This window comes from Streptomyces sp. NPDC102441 (assembly GCF_044765585.1).
Taxonomy (GTDB): domain Bacteria; phylum Actinomycetota; class Actinomycetes; order Streptomycetales; family Streptomycetaceae; genus Streptomyces.
On the sequence record NZ_JBIWKH010000008.1, the window covers coordinates 12766 to 35004 of the forward strand.

Here is a 22239-nt window from a genome sequence, read left to right on the forward strand (position 1 = left end):
CAAGTTGAAGGGAGGAGCAGCGGGATGATCCGACCGGTGCTCCGTCCTCTGTCCTGCCCGAGGGGCTTCCCGGCGAACCCGATGGCGTACAAAGTCGTCGCTCCCGGTTGCCCCACCCTTTCGTCCCACCCCTAGACTGAACATCCAGCAGGTGGCTCACGCTCGAAAGGCGCCCCCGTGTCCATCGGCAACTCCCCCGAAGAAGACCACCCTTCGATCGGTCGCGTGCTTCAGCAGGCTCGTATCGCCGCAGGTCTGACGGTCGAGGAAGTCAGCAGCTCCACCCGGGTGCGCATCCCCATCGTGCACGCGATCGAGGAGGACGACTTCTCCCGCTGCGGCGGCGACGTGTATGCCCGCGGCCATATCCGCATGCTCGCCGGTGCCGTCCGGATCGACCCTGATCCGCTGGTCGCGGAGTTCGACGCCGAGCACGGCGGCCGTCCCGCACCGACGCCCGCGGCGCCGCTGTTCGAGGCGGAGCGGATCCGCTCCGAACCCCGTCGGCCGAACTGGACCGCGGCCATGGTCGCGGCGATCGTCGCCGTGGTCGGTTTCGTCGGATTCACGCTCTTCAACGATGACGACGGTGGTTCCGGCTCGGCACAGGTCGCCGAAGGCTCGACCCCCGACAAGACCACTCCCAAGCCCACGACGACCAAGCCCGCAGACCCCAAGCCCGTGCCCTCCGAAAGCGCCATCGCCGCAGCTCCGCGGGACAAGGTGACGGTGAGGCTGAGTGCCAGCGAGGGCAAGAGCTGGATCTCCGCCAAGGATCACAACGGACGGCTGCTCTTCGACGGTCTGCTGGCCCAGGGCGATACCAAGACCTTCCAGGACAAGGAGCGGGTCGACCTCGTTCTCGGAGACGCCGGAGCGATCGACCTCTTCGTGAACGGCAAGAAGGTCGACGATCAGTTCGAATCTGGTCAGGTCGAACGGCTTTCGTACACGAAGGGTGACCCCGAGGTGGGCTGACCCTTTCCACTTCTGCTTTACCGACGGTGAGCGCCCGGCATGTGCGGGCACTCACCGTCTTGTTCTCCCTCTCCTTCACCGACTGTTCGGTCACTCCCCGTAGCGGTGAACCCTGCGCGGCAGGGCGAGTGCCGGGACAAAGTAGTCTTGAGCCCATGCCCGAACGCCGTACCGTCGCCCTTGTCACTCTTGGCTGCGCCCGTAACGAGGTGGACTCGGAGGAGCTCGCAGGCCGCTTGGCAGCGGACGGCTGGGAGCTCGTCGAGAACGCCACGGACGCGGATGTCGCCGTTGTCAACACCTGTGGGTTCGTGGAGGCCGCCAAGAAGGACTCCGTCGATGCCCTGCTCGAAGCCAACGATCTGAAGGATCACGGCAGAACCCAGGCCGTCGTGGCCGTCGGCTGCATGGCCGAGCGCTACGGCAAGGATCTTGCCGAGGCGCTGCCGGAAGCCGACGGAGTCCTCGGATTCGACGACTACGCCGACATCTCCGACCGCCTGCAGACCATCCTCAACGGCGGCATCCACGCCTCCCACACCCCGCGCGACCGGCGCAAGCTCCTGCCGATCAGTCCTGCCGAGCGGCAGGACACCGCCGTCGCACTGCCGGGGCACGCCCAGGAGATCGCACCGGCCCCCGCGGACCTGCCCGAAGGTGTCGCGCCGGTCTCCGGACCGCGGGCACCGCTGCGCCGGCGGCTCGGGACCAGCCCGGTCGCCTCGGTGAAGCTCGCCTCGGGCTGTGACCGGCGCTGCTCGTTCTGCGCCATCCCGTCCTTCCGCGGCTCGTTCATCTCACGGCGCCCCTCCGACGTCCTCGGAGAGACCCGCTGGCTCGCCGAGCAGGGCGTCAAGGAGGTCATGCTCGTCTCCGAGAACAACACCTCGTACGGCAAGGACCTCGGGGACATCCGGCTCCTGGAGACCCTGCTGCCCGAGCTGGCCGACGTCGACGGGATCGAGCGGATCCGCGTCAGCTATCTGCAGCCCGCCGAGATGCGGCCGGGGCTCATCGACGTACTCACCTCGACGCCCAAGGTCGCCCCGTATTTCGACCTCTCCTTCCAGCACTCCGCCCCCGGGGTCCTGCGCGCGATGCGCCGGTTCGGCGACACGGACCGTTTCCTCGAACTGCTGGACACCATTCGGTCGAAGTCTCCGCAGGCCGGCGTGCGGTCGAACTTCATCGTGGGATTCCCCGGTGAGACGGAGGCCGACCTCGCGGAGCTGGAACGCTTCCTCACCGGCGCGCGCCTGGATGCCATCGGGGTCTTCGGCTACTCCGACGAGGACGGCACCGAGGCGGTCGGTTACGAGAACAAGCTGGATGCCGACGTCATCGCCGAGCGCCTCGCGCACATCTCGCAGCTCGCCGAGGAGCTGACCTCCCAGCGTGCCGAGGAGCGGGTCGGCGAAACCCTCCAGGTGCTCGTCGAGTCCGTGGAGTCCGACGAGGACGGGCCCGTGGCCGTGGGCCGTGCCGCGCACCAGGCGCCGGAAACGGACGGCCAGGTCGTCTTCACCGCACGCGAAGGGCTTGTGCCGGGCCGTATGGTCGAAGCGAAGGCAGTGGGCACCGAGGGAGTGGACCTCGTGGCCGAACACCACGAGCTTGCGGAGGCAGCCAGATGACGGGAGCCCCGGCATCCGCGGCAGGCGGCTCCGGCGCGACGCCGGCGCCCCGTGGCGGCAAGCTGGGCGCGGCGGCCGTCAACCAGGCCGGGCTGTGGAACATCGCGAACATCCTCACCATGGTGCGGCTGCTGCTCGTCCCTGGTTTCGTCATGCTGCTGCTGCACGACGGCGGCTACGACCAGGTCTGGCGGTCGTTCGCCTGGGCGGCCTTCGCCGTCGCGATGATCACTGATGTGTTCGACGGCCATCTGGCACGCGCGTACAACCTGGTCACCGATTTCGGGAAGATCGCCGACCCGATCGCGGACAAGGCGATCATGGGCGCGGCGTTGATCTGTCTGTCATCGCTCGGAGATCTGCCGTGGTGGATCACCGGTGTGATCCTCTTCCGTGAGCTCGGCATCACGCTCATGCGTTTCTGGGTCATCAGGCAATCGGTGATTCCCGCCAGCCGCGGCGGGAAGGTGAAGACCCTGGCTCAGGGCATTGCCGTGGGGATGTATGTCCTGGCACTGACGGGTCCCCTGGCGACCCTGCGCTTCTGGGTGATGATGGTGGCCGTCGTCCTGACGGTGGTCACCGGCCTCGACTACGTACGCCAGGCAGTCGTGCTGCGTCGCAGCGGGCTCGCCGCCGAGCGGGCCGCCGCTCTGGAAGCGGTCGCGGCGGCGGCGGACGTGAGGGACGCTTCCGCGGCGCGCATCGCCACGGAAGAAGCGGTCGGGACCGCTGACGGAGCGGTGCAGCCGCCGGTGGAACAGCCCCCCGGGGAGCCGGTCGGGGAGAGAGTGGCCGGTGGCCGGGGCGCCGCGGAGGCGGAGCGGTGACGTCCGCGGCGGCCCAGGCCCTGCGCCGGCTTCAGGAGCGCGGCGAGACGCTCGGCGTGGCCGAGTCCCTCACCGGCGGTCTGGTGGCCGCCGAGCTCACTTCGGTACCCGGAGCCTCGCAGTGCTTCCGCGGCTCCGTCACGGCGTATGCCACGCCCCTGAAGCGGGATCTGCTGGGCGTCGACGGCGAGCTCCTGGCCGAGCGCGGCGCGGTGGACCCAGCGGTCGCCGAGGCGATGGCCGTCGGCGTGCGCCGGGTCCTCGGTTCGGACTGGGGCATATCGACCACCGGCGTCGCCGGCCCGGAGCCTCAGGACGGCAAGCCTGTCGGAACGGTCTTCATAGCCGTTTCCGGGCCGGGTGGCATACGGAAAGTCGCCGCGCTGAGGTTGAACGGCGGAAGGGCGGACATCCGTAAGGAGAGCGTACGGAGCCTGCTCGAACTGCTCTCGGGCGAACTCGGCGAAAATGCGGGGGCACAGGATACGGAACAGAACGGGGGGAATTGATGTTTGCAGCCCTGAGTGAACACGACATCGCTCCCCGCACGGCCGCAGCGCAAGGCGGTACGGTGGGGCGTGAAGGATGCGGCTACGCGGTCCGAGGAGGGAGCCACCGATGATTCTGCTCCGTCGCCTGCTTGGTGACGTGCTGCGTCGGCAGCGCCAGCGCCAAGGCCGTACTCTGCGCGAAGTCTCCTCGTCCGCCCGAGTCTCGCTCGGCTATCTATCCGAGGTGGAGCGGGGGCAGAAGGAGGCATCCTCCGAACTGCTCTCCGCCATTTGCGACGCGCTGGACGTACGGATGTCCGAGCTCATGCGTGAAGTGAGCGATGAACTGTCGCTGGCTGAGCTGGCCGAGTCGGCAGCAGCCAGTGATGCGGTGCCTGTGTCGGTACGCCCGATGCTCAATTCCGTCTCTGTTGCGTCGGTCGCGGGCGTACCGACGGGACGGGTGACCATCAAGGCGCCCGCGGAAGCGGTGGATGTCGTCGCCGCCTGACCGCACGGTTCGTGGTGAACGAAGCCCCGGCCGACCCTTCACGGGGTCGGCCGGGGCTTTCGCGTACCCGGTGTGTGCGGGGCCGTTCGCGGGGCAGGCGCGCAGTGAGGCCGGAGGGCGAGTCTCCGGATCCTCCGGAGCTATCACCCGGATGACCATTTTGCCTTAAATGTGACATCGTGGGCAGATGGTAAGTCGAACAGCAATCTGAACGGAGAAGTGCATGTCTGTCGTGAAGAGCGCCCTGTCCGACGGCGACCGCAAGGTCGTGGGAGACGCGCTGCAAGGCGCCCTGGTCGACCTGATCGACCTCTCCCTGGTAGCCAAGCAGGTCCACTGGAACGTGGTCGGCCCGCGCTTCCGCTCCGTGCACCTGCAGCTCGACGAGGTCGTCGACACGGCGCGGCAGCACTCGGACACGGTTGCGGAGAGGGCTTCCGCGGTCGGTATCAACCCGGACGGCCGGTCCCGGACGCTCGCGAAGACCACCGCGATCGATTCCGTGCCCGACGGATGGATCAAGGACGTCGACGCGGTGCGGGTGCTTGTCGACGCTCTCCGCGTGGTCATCGACCGCATGCGGGAGCGGATCGAGGCGACCGACGAACCGGACCCCATCAGCCAGGACATCCTGATCACGCTCACCGCGGATCTCGAGAAGCACGCGTGGATGTTCCAGGCGGAGAGTGCCTGAATCCGGACCTAGGAGGGAAGACACCGTGACGGACAAGAAGGCCATGGACAAGCTCAAGGGCAAGGCCAAGGAAGCGACCGGCAAGGTCACCGGTGACCGACGCAAGGAAGCCGAAGGCAAGTCCGACCAGGTCAAGGCCAAGGCAGAGGGAGCGCTGGGCGCTACCGGCGAACGCACCAAGGGCGTGAAGGACTCCCTCACCGACGACGACAGGTGAGAGAAGCGTCCACCTGTGTGCCCCCGAGGATTCCGGTCCCGGGGGCACCGGTATGTCCGGGGCCGCGGGATGCAGCCGACGCGGACCCGGGGGAAACTGCGGGGAGGGGCGGCAGGACCTCTCCCGTCCGCGGCCCCAGGAGAGAGCGCGCACTGCCGTTCCACTTGTGCCGTGCACGCCGGTAGTGCACCGATGCGCCCTCCCGTCAGGAGATCGTGCCGTACTAGCGTCGGCCGGAGGAGGCAGCCATGGTGCGGCGGTGGGTGCTGGTGCTCGTCCTCGGCGGCGTGTGGTGGTGGGCGGCGCTGAGACTGCTCCTCGAGCCGGAGCACGCCGGCCTGGTCGAGGGTGCCGTGGCGGCCGGGGGATGGGGGCTGAGTCTGCTTCCGGTGCATGTGGCGTCCGCGGCGGGGCCGGGGCGGTCCGCCGACGAGCCCGCGACGGACCGGACAGACATACCCTCCTAGGCCCTCTCGTTCGAGTCACGCCGGGCCGACGGGGCGTGGCGTGGTCCTTGGGCCTCCGGGACGAGGGCCTGATGCCTCAGGCGGTCGGACCGGTCTGGCAGTGCGGGCACCAGTAGGCGGGGCGGTTGTCGCGGTCCGCCATGCGGATGGGCGTACGGCAACGCAGGCAGGGGCGGCCGGAGCGGCTGTAGACGAAGAGACGCTCTCGCGCGTGACCGCGGGACATTGCTGCTGTCGCCCCGGTCGTGGTCCTCATCGGACGGTCGCGATTGGCCTCCAGGAGCTGCTTGGCCGTGCTCACCAGGCGGGTGGCGACGGGAAGGGACAGCCGGCCCACCGGGAGCCATGGTGTCGCGCGGGCCATGAAGCAGAGCTCGCACATGTAGACATTGCCGATGCCGGCCAGGTTCCGCTGGTCGAGAAGCGCGTCCCCGATCCGGCGCCCGGGGTCGGCGAGCACATTGCGCAGAGCGGCGTCCGGATCCCAGTCCGGGCCCAGCAGATCTGGGCCCAGGTGGCCCACGGCCTGCGCTTCGTCCTCGGTGCGGAGCAGTTCGAGGACGGGCAGCCGGTAGCCGACGGCGGTGTGCTCCTCCGTGGCGAGCACCGCGCGGATCTGGTGGGCGGGACCGCCGCGCCAGCGTTCGCCGGGTTCGTACACACGCCAGGCACCTTCCATGCGCAGATGGCTGTGGAGGGTCAGGCCGCCCTGGAAACGGGTGAGCAGATGCTTGCCGCGCGCTGTGACGTCCAGGACTGTGCGGCCGGTCAGGTCGGCTGTGGCGAAGCGGGGGACCCGCAGGTCGGAGACCGTCAGCACCTGACCGGCGAGTGCCACGTCGAGACGCCGGGCGGTCTGCAGGACGGTGTCACCTTCGGGCATGCACCCCATGATGCGCCGACGGGGCCGCGTGTGGTTCCCCCGGCCGCGCGAATGTCGTCAGGCGCGCAGCCGCAGACCTCGCGGCGTGGCCAGGAAACCGGCCTCCTCCAGGGTGCGGCCCAGGGGGGAGGTGAGGGAGGAGGTGCCGTTGGTGCGTTCCACCGTGACCGTGCCGAGCGTCCCCGCGCGGGCCGCCGACGCGAGGGCTTCGGCCGCGGCGCGGAGCGCCGGGTCGGCGGGATCGGTCGGCCACGCGAGAAGTGATTTGCCGCCGCGCTCCATGTAGAGCGTCAGCTCGCCGTCCACGAGCACCACCAGCGCTCCCGCTTTGCGGCCGGGCTTGTGTCCCGCACCGTCCGGAGACTCGGGCCAGGGCAGGGCGGCGCCGTACGCGTTGGCAGGGTCGGCCGCCGCGAGGACCAGGGCGCGGGGTGCCGAGCCCGGATCAGCACGGTCGCGTGCGGTGGACGCTGCTCTGAGCCGGTCCACCGCACCCTCCATGGCGAACTGGGCAGCCCCCAGCCCCTCGACGACATAACCACGGCGGGCCTGCCCACTGTCCTCGAACGCCGCAAGGACGCGGTAGACCGCCGAGAACCCGCCCTCGACGCCCTCGGCCTGCACCGCGCCTCGGGTCACGACCCCGTGGCGGTCGAGGAGAGTACGCGCCAGGGCATGCGCCCGGTGGGTCGGCTCGGTCTCGGCCGGGGGCAGCAGCGACCAGCGTCCTGACACGGTCGGTGGACCGGTGCGGGACGCGGGACGGGCGGCCGCGGTCAACGTCCCGTAACGGCCGCGCGGCACATTGCGCCTCGCGCGGTGTGCGGTGGAACCGGCCGTGCGCCCTGAGCCGAGGAGCGAACGCAGGGGCGCGAGCGTGTCGTTGGTGAGACGGCCGGACCAGACCAGGTCCCAGAGGGCGTCGGCCAGCTGGGGATCGGTGCAGTCCGGGTGGGTGGTGGCACGGACCTGATCGGCGATCTGCCGGAAGAAGAGTCCGAACCCGCCGGAGAGCACGGTGAGAACCGACTCGTGCAACGCGGTCTCCTCCAGCGGGAGGGGCGGCGGGAGGAGCAGTGGCGCGCTGTCGGCGAGGTGGACGGAGAGCCAGCCGTCCTTTCCGGGGAGGGCGCCCGCGCCTGCCCAGACGACCTCTCCGGTGGTCGTGAGCTCGTCGAGCATGGCGGGGGTGTATCCCGCGACACGGCTCGGCAGAATCAGCTTCTCCAGAGCGGACGCGGGCACCGGGGCGCCCTGCAACTGCTCGATGGCGCGGGCCAGTCCGTCGATCCCTCGCAGGCTGTTGTCGCCGAGGTGCTGCCACTGGGGGAGGAAGCCGGCCAGCGCGGCGGGCGGAACAGGCTCCAGCTCCTGGCGGAGCGCGGCGAGCGAACGGCGGCGCAGCCGCCGCAGGACCGTGGCATCGCACCACTCCTGGCCGATGCCCGCAGGGTGGAATTCGCCCTGGACGACACGGCCCGACGCGGCGAGCCGCTGCAGTGCCCCGTCCGTGACGGCGGTGCCGAGGCCGAAGCGGCTCGCCGCCTGCGTGCTGGTGAACGGGCCGTGCGTACGGGCGAACCGGGCGAGGAGGTCATTGAGCGGGTCCTTGACCGGCTCGGTGAACGCCTCGGGAACTCCTACCGGGAGAGCGGTGCCGAGCGCGTCGCGCAGCCGGCCCGCGTCCTCCACGGCTGCCCAGTGAGCGGCTCCGCCGATACGGACCTGGATGGCGCGCCGGGACGTAGCCAGCTCCGGGGCCCATGCGGGCTCCGCGCCGCGCTCCGCCAGCTCGGTGTCCGTGAGGGGGCCGAGTACACGCAGGAGATCGGCGACCCCCTCGACGTCCTTGATCTTCCTGTCGTCGGTCAGCCACTGGAGCTCCCGCTCCAGTTCGCCGAGGACATCGGCGTCGAGCAGCTCCCGCAGCTCCGCCTGGCCGAGCAGCTCGGCCAGGAGATGGGAGTCGAGCGAGAGCGCTGCGGCCCGCCGCTCGGCGAGGGGCGAGTCGCCCTCGTACAGGAACTGCGCGACATAGCCGAAGAGGAGGGAGCGGGCGAACGGTGACGGCTCGGGCGTGGTCACCTCGACCAGACGGATGCGGCGAGCCTCCAGGTCGCCCATCAGTTCGGTGAGGCCAGGGACGTCGAAGACGTCCTGAAGGCATTCGCGGACGGCTTCGAGGACGATAGGGAACGAGCCGAACTCCGAGGCCACCTGTAGCAGCTGGGACGCGCGCTGGCGCTGCTGCCACAGCGGAGTGCGCTTCCCCGGACTGCGCCGGGGCAACAGCAGTGCGCGCGCGGCGCATTCGCGGAACCGGGAGGCGAACAGGGCGGAGCCGCCGACCTGTTCGGTGACGATTTGGCCGATCTCGCCCTTGTCGAACACCACGTCCGTGGCCCCGACGGGGGGCTGCTCGCTGTCGTACCCGGCGGCGGAGAACCCTGGGCCGGCATCGCCGCGCCCCGCGCCTGCTGCGGCGTCGCCGCCCGCATCCGCCTGGGCCGGATCGAAGTCGAGGAGGTCGAGGCCCATCAGATCGGCGTCCGGCAGCCGCAGCACGATTCCGTCGTCCGCGTGCATGACCTGCGCGTCCATGCCGTACCGCTCGCCGAGCCGGGCGGACAGGGCGAGTGCCCACGGGGCATGCACCTGGGCGCCGAACGGCGAATGCACCACGATCCGCCAGTCGCCCAGCTCGTCCCGGAACCTCTCGACGAGGACGGTCCGGTCGTCGGGGACGTGGCCGCAGGCCCGGCGCTGCTCGTCGAGGTAGGAGAGGATGTTGTCCGCGGCGAAGGTGTCGAGCCCGGCGCCGAGCAGCCGTAGCCTGGCGTCCTCGGCGGACAGCGCGCCGAGCTCCCGGAGGAACGCACCCAGCGCACGGCCCAGCTCCAGCGGGCGGCCCAGCTGGTCGCCCTTCCAGAACGGCAGGCGGCCCGGGACCCCGGGGGCCGGTGAGACCAGGACCCTGTCCCTGGTGATGTCCTCGATCCGCCAAGAGGTGGTGCCCAGGGTGAAGACGTCGCCGACCCGGGACTCGTAGACCATCTCCTCGTCGAGCTCGCCGACGCGGCCGCCGCCCTTCTTCGGATCGGCACCGGCCAGGAAGACGCCGAAGAGCCCGCGGTCGGGAATGGTGCCGCCCGAGGTGACAGCGAGCCGCTGGGCGCCCGGGCGGCCCGTGACCGTGCCGGTGACGCGGTCCCACACCACGCGGGGCCGGAGCTCCGCGAAGGCGTCGGACGGATAGCGTCCGGCGAGCATGTCGAGCACGGCGGTGAACGCGGATTCGGGAAGTGAGGCGAACGGGGCCGCCCGGCGGGCGAGTGCGAGCAGATCGTCGGCCTGCCAGCTGTCGAGCGCAACAGTGGCGACGATCTGCTGGGCGAGCACGTCCAGTGGGTTGGACGGGATCCGCAGCGCCTCGATGGCGCCCTCACGCATCCGCTCGGTGACGACGGCCGCCTGCACCAGGTCGCCGCGGTACTTGGGGAACACCACCCCGGTGGACACGGCGCCGACCTGATGTCCGGCGCGGCCCACCCGCTGCAGCCCCGAGGCCACGGACGGCGGCGACTCGACCTGGATCACCAGGTCGACCGCGCCCATGTCGATCCCCAGCTCCAGGCTGGAGGTGGCGACCACCGCGGGCAGCCGGCCCGCCTTGAGGTCCTCCTCGACCTGGGAGCGCTGCTCCTTGGACACCGAGCCGTGGTGCGCACGGGCGAGGACGGCCGGTGCCCCTTTCGCGGCCCCGGACTGCGCCATGATCTCGGCAGGGGAGTGGGCTTCGGGCAGGGGACCGCCCGTCCCCGGCTTCTCCTCGAACGCGGTGCCGGTCGCCCGCTCGTAGGCGATCTCGTTCAGCCGGTTGCACAGGCGCTCCGCCAGCCGCCGGGAATTGGCGAAGACGATCGTGGAGCGGTGCGACTGCACGAGATCGGCGATGCGCTCCTCGACATGGGGCCAGATCGACGGCTTCTCCGCCTGTCCGCCTTCGTCGCCCGTGGCGGGGGAGCCGCTCAGCTCGCCGAGATCCTCCACGGGAACAACGACGGAGAGGTCGAACTGCTTGGTGGACGGTGGCTGGACGATCTCCACCTTCCGCTGCGGTGAGAGGAACCGGGCGACCTCGTCGACCGGGCGGACCGTCGCCGACAGCCCGATACGCCGCGCGGGCCGCGGCAACAGCTCGTCCAGACGCTCCAGGGACACGGCGAGGTGGGCGCCGCGCTTGGTGCCCGCGACGGCATGCACCTCGTCCACGATGACCGTCTCGATCCCGGCCAGCGCATCCCGGGCGGAGGAGGTGAGCATCAGGAACAGGGATTCGGGAGTGGTGATCAGGATGTCCGGGGGTTTCGTCGCCATCGAGCGGCGTTCCGCCGGAGGGGTGTCGCCGGAACGGATCCCCACCCGCACCTCCGGCTCGGGCAGGCCCAGGCGCACCGATTCCTGGCGGATCCCGGTCAGCGGTGAACGCAGATTCCGCTCCACGTCCACGGCGAGCGCCTTCATCGGTGACACGTACAGCACCCGGCAGCGCTTCTTCGCCTCGGCCGGCGGCGGGACAGCCGCCAGCCGGTCCAGGGAGGCGAGAAAGGCCGCGAGTGTCTTACCCGACCCGGTCGGGGCGACGACCAGCACGTCCGAACCCTCACCGATGGCCCGCCAGGCGCCCTCCTGCGCCGCGGTGGGCGCGTCGAAGGCCGCCGCGAACCAGCTGCGGGTCGCGGGTGAGAACGAGTCGAGTGCGGAACCGGCCATGACCCCCATCGTGCACCCCGCCACTGACAACGGCCGGTGGACGTGCCCGCCGCTCATCTTCCCGGACCTCGGCCACCTGTCCGGACCTGCGAGAATACGAACGTGGCGGAGGCGGACACAGCACAGGAATGGGCGAGGTACTGGCAGTACGCGGAACTGCCCGACCTCGATCTGCTGCGTGCCCGCTACGTCCGCCACACCTTCCCGCGCCACAGCCACGAGGGTTACGTCTTCGGCACGATCACCAGCGGTGTCGAGGACGTCGGTCTCCCCGACGGCACCGTGCACGCCGGACTGTGGCACCGTGGTCATGATCAACCCGGAGGTGCCGCACACCGCCCGCGCCGGGGTGCCCGAAGGATGGGTGTACGCCACGCTCTATCCGTCGGCCCGGGTGATCAACGACATCGCGGCCGACCTGACGAACCTGCGCGGCACGTTCGGCTTCTCCGAGACCGGTGTGCGGGACCCGCATGCCGCCCGTCTGATCACCGAGGTGCACCGAGCCGCCGAAGAGGGCAACGCCCTGGCCGCCGACAGCGTCCTGCGCGTCCTGGTCGCCCGGCTGCTCGACCGCCACGGCAGCGCGCTGACGGCCAGGACCTCGCACTTCGCCGGTGCCCGGGACGCGGCCCGCGCGCGGACCGCACTGGAGGAGCGGATGGAGCGGCCACCGACCCTGGAGGCGCTCGCCACGGAGCTGGGTACCAGCCCGTTCGCTCTGCTGCGGGCCTTCAAGAAGCAGTACGGAATGCCCCCGCACACGTGGCTCACCGACGCCCGGGTGCGCCGTGCGCGACGCATGCTCGACGCGGGGACCGCACCCGCCGAGGCCGCCGCTGCCGTCGGCTTCACCGACCAGCCCCATCTCAACCGTCACTTCACCCGGATCGTCGGCGTACCCCCGGGCGCCTACCAGCGCGAGCGTGCAAGAACGTACAAGACCGGCAGGGATCTCGCCCCGTAGCGTTCCGGTCGTGGCAGAACAGACAGCACTCCCTCAGAGCTCCGGCGCCTCCGACGCACCGGGCGCGGGCACGGAGAAGCCGGACGGCGCCGTCGTCCGGGACGCGCTCGGCGTCGGTACAGCCGTGGGTCTCTCCGGGTTCGCCTTCGGCGTGACCTCGGCAGGCTCAGGACTGAGCCTTCTCCAGACCTGCGCGCTGAGTCTCCTCGTCTTCACGGGGGCCTCCCAGTTCGCCCTCGTGGGTGCCCTCGCGGTCGGCGGCAACCCCTACACCGCCGCGGCAGGAGCGTTCTTCCTGGGCATCCGCAACGCCTTCTACGGATTGCGGCTGTCGCAGCTCCTCGCTCTGCCGCGCTTCGTGCGCCCGCTGGCAGCCCAATGGGTCATCGACGAGACGACCGCCGTCACGCTGCCCCAGCCCACCAGGCGTGCCGCGCGTATCGGCTTCACCGTCACCGGGCTCACCCTCTACGTCCTGTGGAACCTGACCACGCTGGGCGGCGCGCTCGGGGCGGAGGCGCTCGGCGACACCGCCGCCTGGGGGCTGGACGCGGCGGGCCCCGCCGTGTTCCTCGCCCTGCTCGCGCCGATGCTGAAGAGCACCATGGAGCGTGTCACGGCAGGGCTGGCGGTCGTGCTGGTGCTGGGCCTCCTGCCGGTGCTGCCGACGGGCGCGCCCGTACTCGTGTCCGCGCTGGCGGCTCCGATCGTCCTGTTCCTGAAGGGCCGGGGCGTGAACACCTCGGACGGAACCGCCACCGAAGGCACAGCGCCCGGGGAGGGCCGATGAACATCTGGATCGCCATCGGGCTCACCGCCGTCGGCTGCTATCTCGCGAAGCTCCTGGGGCTCCTGGTTCCTGCCGGCGTCCTGGAACGCCCCCTTGTGCAACGGCTGGCAGCACTTATGCCGGTGGCGCTGCTCGCGGCCCTCACCGCTCAGCAGAGCTTCGCCGACGGACAGCACCTGGTGCTGGGCGCCAGAGCGGCAGGCCTCGCCGCGGCGGCGCTCGCCCTCGTCCTGCGGGCTCCCTTCCTCCTCGTCGTCGGCACCGCCGTCGTGGTCACGGCTGCCACGCGCGCCCTGATCTGAGGCGGACGGATCAGCGCGGACCGCGGCCGTACGCCTGGAGGGTCTGCAGAGCCTTGAGCGTCACGATCGGACGGCCTTCCAGGGTCGTTCCCGGGGCCCACTGCCGCCAGTTGACCGGCCAGCCGCCGTCCTCCTCCTGCTCGGCCTCCAGGTGGTCCAGGGAACTCTCCAGTTCGCCGTTGCTGAACCAGCGACGGGCGAGCGAGCCGGGTGTGCGGGCGTAGTCGTAAGGGAAATGGTGCTCCCCGGGGGCGTAACCGGGGGCCACCGGGTATTCCGCGCGGCGCCGTGGGTCCAATACCACCAGCCGCTGCTCACGCACCAGTTGTCCCAGGCGGTCGGCAGCCGATTCCGCACGCGCACGGTCGGGGACGCCGTCCAGGAAGGCGACGGCCGCCTCGATCTCGTACGGATGGGACTGCTCCAGGGCGTCGACGGCGGCCCAGCAGAAGTCGGTGGCCCGGAAGAGCCAGGCATGCCATACCTGATTGCGATGCAGCAGTCCGACCACCGGGCCCGTCGCCAGCAGTTCGGCGGGCGGGTCGTCGACGACGGGAATGAAGGGGGCCGCGGGGTAGCCGCGCTGGGACGGGTGGAGCGCGGGCAGCGCGCCTTCCTTGGTCGACACGTCTGTCAGATAGCGGCAGATCCGCTCCACACGCAGGCCGCCGCAGCGACCGATCGAGTCGAGGACGCTCAGCGCGTGAGCCGTGTGGAGCGGTTGACTCACCGGTCCGCGAAGATCGGGTTCGAGCGCATGACCGTAGCCGCCGTCCTCGTTCCGATAGGCGGAGAGCGCGGTCTCGACGGAGTCCGCGCTTCCTTCGAGAAAAAGATGGGCGAACCGCCGCTGTTCGAGGACACGTGCGGTGAGCCAGACGAACTGCTCGGCGCGGGCGAGGTGGTTTGCTCCAGTTCCAGCCATGAACCGACCGTAGAGGGGAAAACGTCGCCGGCAGGGCCCTCCCGGCCCGGCTGCACTCTCAGGAGCGGGATACTGAGGGCATGCGGTTGACGATTTTCTGGGAACGGATGGCGGACCACTTCGGCGAGACGTACGCCGACTCCTTCGCACGCGATCACGTCATGGCGGAGCTCGGCGGACGTACGGTGCACGAGGCCCTGGCCGCGGGCTGGGAGACGAAGGACGTCTGGCGGGGAGTCTGCTCGGCGGTCGGCGTGCCTCCGGACAAGCGCTGAGCGACGCGGGCCCGCCACCGGTACGACCGCGTCACCTGCGTCACCTGCGTCATCCGCGTCGGCCCCTGCCGGGCCGGGCGGCCGGATGTCACAGCGGTGAGCGAGACTTGTCCCGTGGCACCGACAGACGAGACCGCCCAGACCCAGCCGCCCGCTTCGCCGCCCGTCCCGCCGGCACCACCGAGTCCGCCGCCCGGCACAGGCCCCGCCCGCATGCCCGCTTGGCTGCCGCGCGCGATGGTGATGGCACTGGCGCTCTACGGGTGCTTCCAGCTGAGCAGCTGGGCCTTCTACCAGCTCATCGGGCTGCTGACCAACATCCTCATCGCCTTCTTCCTGGCGCTGGCCATCGAGCCTGCCGTCAGCCGCATGGCCGGACACGGGCTGCGCCGGGGACTCGCCACTTTCCTGGTCTTCCTCGGCGTGCTGATCGCCGGGGTCGGTTTCGTGGTCCTGCTCGGCTCGATGCTCGCCGGCCAGATCGTCGACATGGTCGAGGAGTTCCCCAAGTACCTCGACTCGGTGATCAACTGGGTCAACCAGACCTTCCACACGGAGCTCTCCCGGGTCGAGGTGCAGGACAGTCTGCTGCACTCCGACTGGCTCCAGAAGTACGTGCAGAACAGCGCGACCGGCGTGCTCGACGTCTCTACGACCGTCCTCGGCGGACTGTTCCGGCTGCTGATGATCTTCCTGTTCTCCTTCTACTTCGCGGCCGACGGACCCCGGCTGCGGCGCGCGCTGTGCTCCGTGCTGCCGCCCTCCCGGCAGACCGAGGTGCTGCGCGCCTGGGAGATCGCGGTCGACAAGACCGGCGGCTACATCTACTCGCGCGGGCTGATGGCTTTGATCTCCGGTGTGGCGCACTACATCCTGCTGGTGGTCCTCGGCGTGCCCTACGCACCCGCGCTCGCGGTCTGGGTCGGCCTCGTCTCACAGTTCATTCCAACGATCGGTACGTACCTGGCGGGCGCGCTGCCCATGCTGATCGCCTTCACCATCGATCCCTGGTACGCGCTGTGGGTTCTCGGTTTCGTCGTGGTCTACCAGCAGTTCGAGAACTACGTGCTGCAGCCGAAGCTGACGTCCAAGACGGTCGACATCCATCCAGCGGTCGCCTTCGGGTCGGTGGTCGCGGGCACCGCGCTGATGGGTGCGGTCGGGGCTTTGATCGCCATTCCGGCCGTCGCGACGCTCCAGGCGTTCCTGGGCGCGTATGTGAGGCGCTACGACGTGACGGACGACCCGAGGGTGCAGGGCGGCCACCGCTGGCGCCGGGGCGAGCCGGTGCTGTCGAGGATCCGCCGTGCGGTGGGGGGCGGCGCAGACGACGAGGGCCGGGCAGGCGGCAATCCGTGACGTCGGCCGGCAGGCCCGACCCGTGGCGGACACCGCGTCGCTCGGCCGGAACAGCCGGTGACGCCCGGTCGTGCGGCCCGGCGTGGTGCCCTTGACACTGAAATCGAACATCCATTCTCATGGGATTCCGGCCGGGTTTTGCCGGGTCCGGTCGTGGAGTTGTCCACAGGCCGGGAGGACGTCGAGGCCCATTGTCAGTGGCAGGGGTTAGCGTCTGTGATGTGAAGCGATCGACTCAAGCAAATCGGGTGGAACCCATGGCAGGAACCGACCGCGAGAAGGCGCTGGACGCCGCACTCGCACAGATTGAACGGCAATTCGGCAAGGGTGCGGTGATGCGCCTCGGCGAGCGGCCGAACGAGCCGATCGAGGTGATCCCCACCGGGTCCACCGCGCTCGACGTCGCGCTCGGTGTGGGCGGTCTGCCACGCGGCCGCGTGGTGGAGGTGTACGGACCGGAGTCCTCCGGCAAGACGACGCTGACGCTGCACGCCGTGGCGAACGCGCAGAAGCTCGGCGGCTCGGTGGCGTTCATCGACGCGGAGCACGCTCTGGACCCGGAGTACGCGAAGAAGCTCGGCGTCGACATCGACAACCTCATCCTCTCGCAGCCGGACAACGGCGAGCAGGCGCTGGAGATCGTGGACATGCTCGTCCGCTCCGGTGCGCTCGACCTGATCGTCATCGACTCCGTCGCGGCCCTGGTGCCCCGTGCGGAGATCGAGGGTGAGATGGGCGACTCGCACGTGGGTCTGCAGGCCCGTCTGATGAGCCAGGCGCTGCGGAAGATCACCAGCGCGCTCAACCAGTCCAAGACCACCGCGATCTTCATCAACCAGCTGCGCGAGAAGATCGGCGTGATGTTCGGCTCGCCGGAGACCACGACCGGTGGCCGGGCGCTGAAGTTCTATGCCTCCGTGCGTCTGGACATCCGGCGTATCGAGACGCTGAAGGACGGGACCGACGCGGTCGGCAACCGTACCCGCGTCAAGGTCGTCAAGAACAAGGTGGCGCCGCCGTTCAAGCAGGCGGAGTTCGACATCCTCTACGGCCAGGGGATCAGCCGTGAGGGCGGTCTGATCGACATGGGCGTGGAGCACGGCTTCGTCCGCAAGGCCGGCGCCTGGTACACGTACGAGGGTGACCAGCTCGGCCAGGGCAAGGAGAACTCCCGCAACTTCCTCAAGGACAACCCCGACCTGGCCAACGAGATCGAGAAGAAGATCCTCGACAAGCTCGGCGTCGGTGTCCGTCCGGAGGAGGCCACGGAGGAGCCCGCGGCCGATGCCTCGGGTGTCCCGGCAGACGGGGCGGCCAAGTCGGTACCGGCTCCCGCGACCAAGGCAAAGCCCGCCAAGGCCGCGGCGGCCAAGAGCTAGGCCGTGATGCGTCGCACGGAGTGGCCCGGTCCCGACGCCGGTTCGGGCCCTGGCCCTGAGTACGCCGCAGAACCGTCCGAGGGCCCCCCTGAGCCAGGCCGGGGGGCCGGGTTCGGCGAGGGGGCGGGCAGGCGTTCCCGCTCCCGTTCCAGAAGCAGCGGTTCCCCCTCATCGTCGAGGGCCGAGAAGGGGGAACCGCGAGACCCGGTCGAGCGGGCGCGCAACATCTGCCTCAGGCTGCTCACGGGGACTCCGCGCACCCGTAAACAGCTGGCTGACGCACTGCGTAAGCGGGAGATCCCCGACGAGGCGGCGGAGGAAGTGCTCTCGCGGTTCGAGGACGTGGGACTGATCGATGACGCGGCGTTCGCGGACGCCTGGGTCGAGTCCCGGCACCACGGGAAAGGACTGGCCCGCCGCGCCCTCGTGAGGGAGCTGCGGACCAAGGGGGTCGACCCGACCGTGATCGACGAGGCTGTCGGGCAGCTCGACCCCGAGCAGGAGGAGGAGACCGCCAGGGAGCTCGTCGCGCGGAAGCTCCGCTCCACCCGGGGGCTGGACCGCGACAAGCGGCTGCGCCGGCTCGCGGGCATGCTCGCGCGCAAGGGGTACGGCGAGGGGATGGCCCTGCGAGTGGTGCGTCAGGCGATCGAGGCGGAGGGGGAGGACACAGAAGGGCTGGACGAGCCCTTCTGACCGGCCAATCGGGAGGACCGGGGGAGGCAGGGGCAGCTCGGCGGGTACGGGGGGTCGGGGAACGGGCGCCCGGGACATCCGAACGGTCTGCGGCGGTGGCGGAGGGGGCCGCCGCCGCAGAGGCTGCGCCCGGTGCCGGACAGGGGGTGCCGCGCACAGGCTCAGTGCCCTGCCAGGGAGGCGCGGCGGACGGTGGCGTCGACCAGGGCCAGTGCGTCGGCGGCGGTGCGGCCGGGGTGCCGATTCCAGGGGCCGATCAGACCGGGCCAGCCCTGTGCGCGCAGCTCGGTGATGACCCACGCACCGGCACGGTCGACGGTGTCGAGTGACCCGTAACCGAGCCGGTGGGCGGTCAGCATGGCTCCGCAGAGGCAACGCGCGCCACGGGCGTTGCGCAGGCGGTAGGGGGTGTTCTGCCAGCCCCACTCGGTGAGGATCTGTCGCGCGTAGCCCAGATGGGTGGACGGACGCACATCGGGCTGCCCGATGCGGCGCCACGCGTGCACACGCTCGGGCAGCACAGCGCCGAGGCGTCCGGGAAGAGGGCGCTCGCGTGGCTGCCGCGCGGGCAAGGCCCGCAGGGAGTCCTCGACGAGCCGGTTGACGGGTACGGACAGCAGGTTCCGCCAGTCGGCCGGGTGCGAGGGCCCGGTCCCGTGGCCCGGTGCGGGCGCCTGGTGCGTGGGCTCTCGTGCGGTCTGCTCCCAGCCCGTGACGATCCGCTGCCACGCGTCGGTGCCATGGAGCAGGGAAGCCTGTGCGTCTAGCTGGTCCGGGGTGAGCTGAGCGGTTTCCATCAGCGCGACATCTCCGTACATTCCGTTCCTCAGTGATGAGGCGAATGTCCGTCGCGTGCGGCGATTGCTCCACCGGAGAGCAGCGTTCGGGTGGGGCGGAGAGTCATTCGGCCCTGCCGGGAGCCGAATGACGGGTGTCAGGGCATCAGGGCACCACCGGTCATCCGGCACCGGGGAGGGAAGGCCGGCCACAGGAAGACAAGGCCGGCCGCCGGATGGCGGCCTGCGGCACAGGGGTCACCAGCGAGGGGACCGGCCCGCCAGTGGCCTCCGGTCAGAGAGCGACCGGGAGCCCGGCCGCGCGCCAAGCCTGGAAGCCGCCGGTCAGATCCGTGGCCCGGTGCAGTCCCAGCTGCCGCAGGGAGGCGACCGCGAGACTCGAGGCGTAGCCCTCGTTGCAGATCACCACGACCCGCAGATCGTGGCTCACCGCCTGCGGGGCACGGTGGCTTCCCCGCGGATCGAGCCGCCATTCCAGCTCGTTGCGCTCGACGACCAGGGCCCCGGGGATCAGGCCGTCCTTCTCACGCAGAGCCGCGTAACGGATGTCGACCAGCAGCGCACCTCCGGCAGCCGCGTCCGCGGCCTCCTGGGGTCCGATCCGCTCGTAGGCGGCCCGTACCTGGTCGAGCAGTTCATCGATACCCACGGGGTCCTGGCGGCCCTGGTCCCCGACGCCCACCGCCGGCCCCCCACTCACTGCCAGTCCTCCGGGCGCTCGGTCTGCTCCAGGCGCAGCACCGCTCCCGTGCGGCTGTAGCGGCGGATCTGCGGCAGGGGCGGGTAGTAGACGTGCACCGATACGGCGTGTTCGTCGCCGGACTCGTTCAGTACCTCGTGGACATGGTGCCGGCTGAAGGCCCGGCCCTGGCCGGTCGCCAGGAGCCGGTCCCGGTCGATGCCGTCACTCAGCTCGAGGGTCGTCCAGCCGTCGGTGGGCAGCCGCGCGGCCAGGGAGTGTTCCCTGAGCGTGCCCGCGGCGACGGTGAACGCTCCCGTGGACTCGGCGTGGTCGTGCCAGCCGGTGCCGGTGCCGGGCGGCCAGCCGATCAGCCACGCCTCGCTGCCGCCGGGGCCGTCGAGTCGGAGCCAGGTGCGCCCCTCGGGATCGAGCGGGAGTGAGGAGACGAGCGCGGCGTCCTCCGCGGTCCGGCGGACGAAGTCGAGCAGTTCCGCGACGGTCGGGGCCGGGGCGCTCGGGCCGGCGACGGCCGGAGCGTCCCCACTGCCGGTGGCCGGGACCGACAGGTCCGTTCCGAAGGCGGACGCGGACAAGGGCGTGGGGGTGGGCAGGGAGGAAGAAGATGCAGACACGGGGACCGTCCTGAGAAGTTCGCGTGGAAGTGCAGCCGCACGGGAAACAGCGCGGCGTGCGAGAAGAGGCGATTCAGCAGGACGGGCGACACACGCAGCCCGCATAGCGGACGAGGTCCATGTGGACCCTCCGCCACAGGCGCACATCGGTGTCGGTCATGATCTGGAGTACACCATGTGCGCCTGCGACGGTCAATTGACGTCCGCGGTCCGGTCGGAGCTCTCGGTGGTGCTCGCCTGGTCGTCGTGCGCTGTGTCCGCGTCACCTCCGCGCGCCGCGTCGGCCGCAGCGAGCAGCTCGGCGGGGCGCACCCCGCTGAAGGCCGCGACGAGATGTCCGTCCGGCCTGACCAGCAGCACCGTATGGGCCGTCGCCCCCGGGTAGCTCTCGGGCACCAGCAGTTCGGCGCTCACGGGGAGAGCGTCCACCGCGTCGACCAGCCGGGGCATGACCCCCGCCGTCAGCCAGTGGCGTCTGTCCCACACCCCTGTGCCCGGAGCGACCAGGATCACCAGCAGATGCCCCAGCCCGAGCCGGTCACGCAGCCGCACGGTCTTCCCGTCGGGCGCGGTCACCCGCACATCGGTGACCGGCGCCCCGGGGTCCGTTCCCACCGAGACGTGAGCCTCGGCGCGTTGAGGCGAGAGAGGGGAGTGCGAGTACGAAGGGGGCGCGCCGAGGGGCCCACAACCAAGATGGCCGTCGGCCAGCAATGTGTCGTGCCCGCGCGCGGTGCCGGGTACGAGCGTGCGGAGGCCCGCGCCGCCCCGCAGTATCGGCAGTGACTGGTCGGCGGCGCGCAGCCGGGAGGCGACGGCGGCTCTGCGCTCGGCCTGGTAACTGTCGAGCAGAAGCTCGGAGGCACTCCGGTGCCAGGCCTGTGCCAGCTTCCAGGCCAGGTTCTCGGCGTCCCGCAGCCCTTCGTCCAGGCCCTGGGTGCCGAGCGCACCCAACAGGTGCGCGGCGTCCCCGGCGAGAAAGGCCCGCTTGGAACGCCAGCGCCGGGCCAGCCGGTGGTGCAGCGTGTACACGCCCGTGTCCAGCAGGTCGTAAGCCGGGGTCTCACCGCACCAGCCCTCGAGGGTGTCGCGGATCCTGGTGATCAGAGCGTCGGGGGTCACCAGTTCACCGCGTGGCGGAAGGAGCCAGTCCAGCCGCCAGACACTGCCGGGAAGCGGTCGCGCGGTGACCTCGGCGCCACCGGTGCGCCAGGGCGGGGCCCTGTGCAGCACCGCCTCGTCGGGCCAGGGCAGTTGGGTGCGGAGTGCCGCGACGGCATGGCGCTCGACCGCCGTGCGTCCGGGAAACCTGATGTCCAGGAGCTTGCGTACGGTGGACCGCGCGCCGTCGCAGCCCACCAGGTAACTCCCGCGCCACCAGGTCGATCCGGGCTCACGGGTGTGCACCGTGACCCCGTGGGGGTCCTGTTCCAAGGTGTCGATCCTGCTGAACGGCACCATGGTGACCAGGTCCTGCGCGACGACCGCCGCCCTCAGGCCGTCGGCGAGAGCGTGCTGAGGCACATGGACGGGTGAGGGAAGCGGCACGGTGCCGTCCTCCTCGCCCAGCGGCACGGCCCGCACCAGTTGCTTACGTCGCACCGACCGCCAGCCGGACCACCGAAGCCCTTCGTGACGGAGCGTCGGGCATCCGAGCCGTTCCACCAGGTCCGCGGTGTCCTCGCGCAGCACGACGGTGCGGGCAGGGCGCGGTTCGTCCTTCCCGGGCCCCTCGTCCAGCAGGACGGAGGGAACGCCCTGAGCCGCGAGGGCGAGCGACAGCGCCAGCCCGACCGGCCCGGCGCCGACGACGATCACCGGGTCCACGGTGTGAACCCTCCGGCGCTGGTGGGAGTGGCCGTGGCGGGCGTGGCTGCCGAGAGGGAGGAAGGGGGTGCGGCGGCGGTGGTTCGGGACGCGATCACAGAACGAATGCAACCCACTGCCGGTGCTTGCG

22 protein-coding genes and 1 pseudogene are annotated in these 22239 nt (G+C 70.7%); 15 read left to right on the plus strand and 8 right to left on the minus strand.

What is annotated here, in order from left to right:
• Positions 1-177 precede the first annotated feature (177 nt).
• From ACIREO_RS18725 to ACIREO_RS18760, 8 genes are all read left to right on the plus strand, one after another.
• Entirely contained in the window at positions 178-978 is an 801-nt protein-coding gene (locus ACIREO_RS18725; RefSeq protein WP_404111116.1) for a helix-turn-helix domain-containing protein, read from the plus strand.
• Between the two features lie 155 nt (positions 979-1133).
• A complete protein-coding gene (gene rimO / locus ACIREO_RS18730) occupies positions 1134-2612 on the plus strand; it encodes a 30S ribosomal protein S12 methylthiotransferase RimO (RefSeq protein WP_404111119.1) in 1479 nt (492 codons plus the stop codon).
• A complete protein-coding gene (gene pgsA, locus ACIREO_RS18735) occupies positions 2609-3442 on the plus strand; it encodes a CDP-diacylglycerol--glycerol-3-phosphate 3-phosphatidyltransferase (RefSeq protein WP_404111122.1) in 834 nt (277 codons plus the stop codon). Before rimO ends, pgsA begins: the two co-directional genes overlap by 4 nt.
• Positions 3439-3951 carry a CinA family protein gene (locus ACIREO_RS18740; protein WP_404111125.1) on the plus strand — a complete coding sequence of 171 codons (513 nt, stop codon included), beginning with the start codon at positions 3439-3441 and terminating at the stop codon, positions 3949-3951. Before pgsA ends, ACIREO_RS18740 begins: the two co-directional genes overlap by 4 nt.
• A gap of 109 nt (positions 3952-4060) precedes the next feature.
• Positions 4061-4444, plus strand: a complete 384-nt coding sequence (locus tag ACIREO_RS18745; RefSeq protein ID WP_404111127.1) for a helix-turn-helix domain-containing protein — start codon at positions 4061-4063, stop codon at positions 4442-4444.
• Positions 4445-4667: 223 nt separating this feature from the next.
• Positions 4668-5138, plus strand: a complete 471-nt coding sequence (locus tag ACIREO_RS18750; protein WP_404111130.1) for a Dps family protein — start codon at positions 4668-4670, stop codon at positions 5136-5138.
• Between the two features lie 25 nt (positions 5139-5163).
• On the plus strand, positions 5164-5355 hold the full coding sequence (locus tag ACIREO_RS18755) for a CsbD family protein (protein WP_404111133.1): 192 nt from the start codon (positions 5164-5166) through the stop codon (positions 5353-5355).
• Positions 5356-5603: 248 nt separating this feature from the next.
• Positions 5604-5822 (plus strand): hypothetical protein, encoded by a 219-nt coding sequence (locus tag ACIREO_RS18760; protein WP_404111136.1) that lies wholly within the window; start codon positions 5604-5606, stop codon positions 5820-5822.
• Positions 5823-5898: 76 nt separating this feature from the next.
• Here ACIREO_RS18760 and ACIREO_RS18765 read toward each other — a convergent pair whose 3' ends face one another.
• Together ACIREO_RS18765 and ACIREO_RS18770 are read right to left on the minus strand one after the other, a co-directional pair.
• Positions 5899-6705: an Fpg/Nei family DNA glycosylase gene (locus ACIREO_RS18765; protein ID WP_404111138.1), complete on the minus strand. Its 807-nt coding sequence runs from the start codon at positions 6703-6705 to the stop codon at positions 5899-5901.
• 57 nt (positions 6706-6762) lie between these two features.
• Positions 6763-11478 (minus strand): DEAD/DEAH box helicase, encoded by a 4716-nt coding sequence (locus ACIREO_RS18770; protein ID WP_404111141.1) that lies wholly within the window; start codon positions 11476-11478, stop codon positions 6763-6765.
• A 102-nt stretch (positions 11479-11580) separates the two neighbouring features.
• Between ACIREO_RS18770 and ACIREO_RS18775 the strand changes: the two are divergent.
• The 3 genes and pseudogenes from ACIREO_RS18775 (at position 11581) to ACIREO_RS18785 (ending at position 13537) form a co-directional block, all read left to right on the plus strand.
• Positions 11581-12445: pseudogene (locus ACIREO_RS18775) on the plus strand (AraC family transcriptional regulator).
• A gap of 10 nt (positions 12446-12455) precedes the next feature.
• Positions 12456-13235 carry an AzlC family ABC transporter permease gene (locus ACIREO_RS18780; RefSeq protein WP_404111143.1) on the plus strand — a complete coding sequence of 260 codons (780 nt, stop codon included), beginning with the start codon at positions 12456-12458 and terminating at the stop codon, positions 13233-13235.
• The gene (locus ACIREO_RS18785) at positions 13232-13537 is read left to right on the plus strand and encodes an AzlD domain-containing protein (RefSeq protein WP_404111146.1); all 306 of its coding nucleotides are present in this window, start codon (positions 13232-13234) and stop codon (positions 13535-13537) included. The genes ACIREO_RS18780 and ACIREO_RS18785 overlap by 4 nt, the downstream gene beginning before the upstream one ends.
• 10 nt (positions 13538-13547) lie before the next feature.
• Here the strand turns inward: ACIREO_RS18785 and ACIREO_RS18790 are convergent, their stop codons facing one another.
• Entirely contained in the window at positions 13548-14462 is a 915-nt protein-coding gene (locus tag ACIREO_RS18790; protein ID WP_404111149.1) for a hypothetical protein, read from the minus strand.
• A gap of 80 nt (positions 14463-14542) precedes the next feature.
• Between ACIREO_RS18790 and ACIREO_RS18795 the strand changes: the two genes are divergently transcribed.
• The 4 genes from ACIREO_RS18795 (at position 14543) to recX (ending at position 18171) form a co-directional block, all read left to right on the plus strand.
• A complete protein-coding gene (locus ACIREO_RS18795) occupies positions 14543-14737 on the plus strand; it encodes a DUF3046 domain-containing protein (RefSeq protein ID WP_404111151.1) in 195 nt (64 codons plus the stop codon).
• 213 nt (positions 14738-14950) lie between these two features.
• Positions 14951-16096 carry an AI-2E family transporter gene (locus ACIREO_RS18800; RefSeq protein WP_404111971.1) on the plus strand — a complete coding sequence of 382 codons (1146 nt, stop codon included), beginning with the start codon at positions 14951-14953 and terminating at the stop codon, positions 16094-16096.
• A gap of 257 nt (positions 16097-16353) precedes the next feature.
• Positions 16354-17475 carry a recombinase RecA gene (recA, locus tag ACIREO_RS18805; RefSeq protein ID WP_404111153.1) on the plus strand — a complete coding sequence of 374 codons (1122 nt, stop codon included), beginning with the start codon at positions 16354-16356 and terminating at the stop codon, positions 17473-17475.
• Between the two features lie 3 nt (positions 17476-17478).
• Positions 17479-18171: a recombination regulator RecX gene (recX, locus tag ACIREO_RS18810; protein ID WP_404111156.1), complete on the plus strand. Its 693-nt coding sequence runs from the start codon at positions 17479-17481 to the stop codon at positions 18169-18171.
• A gap of 161 nt (positions 18172-18332) precedes the next feature.
• On the opposite strand, the gene ACIREO_RS18815 is transcribed toward recX, so the two are convergent.
• The 5 genes from ACIREO_RS18815 to ACIREO_RS18835 form a co-directional block, all read right to left on the minus strand.
• Positions 18333-18968: a hypothetical protein gene (locus ACIREO_RS18815; protein WP_404111159.1), complete on the minus strand. Its 636-nt coding sequence runs from the start codon at positions 18966-18968 to the stop codon at positions 18333-18335.
• A 274-nt stretch (positions 18969-19242) separates the two neighbouring features.
• Entirely contained in the window at positions 19243-19668 is a 426-nt protein-coding gene (locus ACIREO_RS18820) for a rhodanese-like domain-containing protein (RefSeq protein ID WP_404111162.1), read from the minus strand.
• Positions 19665-20282, minus strand: a complete 618-nt coding sequence (locus ACIREO_RS18825; protein WP_404111165.1) for a cysteine dioxygenase — start codon at positions 20280-20282, stop codon at positions 19665-19667. Before ACIREO_RS18825 ends, ACIREO_RS18820 begins: the two co-directional genes overlap by 4 nt.
• A 73-nt stretch (positions 20283-20355) precedes the next feature.
• Complete coding sequence (locus ACIREO_RS18830; protein ID WP_311605579.1) at positions 20356-20442, minus strand: putative leader peptide; 87 nt, start codon at positions 20440-20442, stop codon at positions 20356-20358.
• A 32-nt stretch (positions 20443-20474) separates the two neighbouring features.
• On the minus strand, positions 20475-22109 hold the full coding sequence (locus ACIREO_RS18835) for an FAD-dependent monooxygenase (RefSeq protein ID WP_404111167.1): 1635 nt from the start codon (positions 22107-22109) through the stop codon (positions 20475-20477).
• Between the last annotated feature and the right edge of the window lie 130 nt (positions 22110-22239).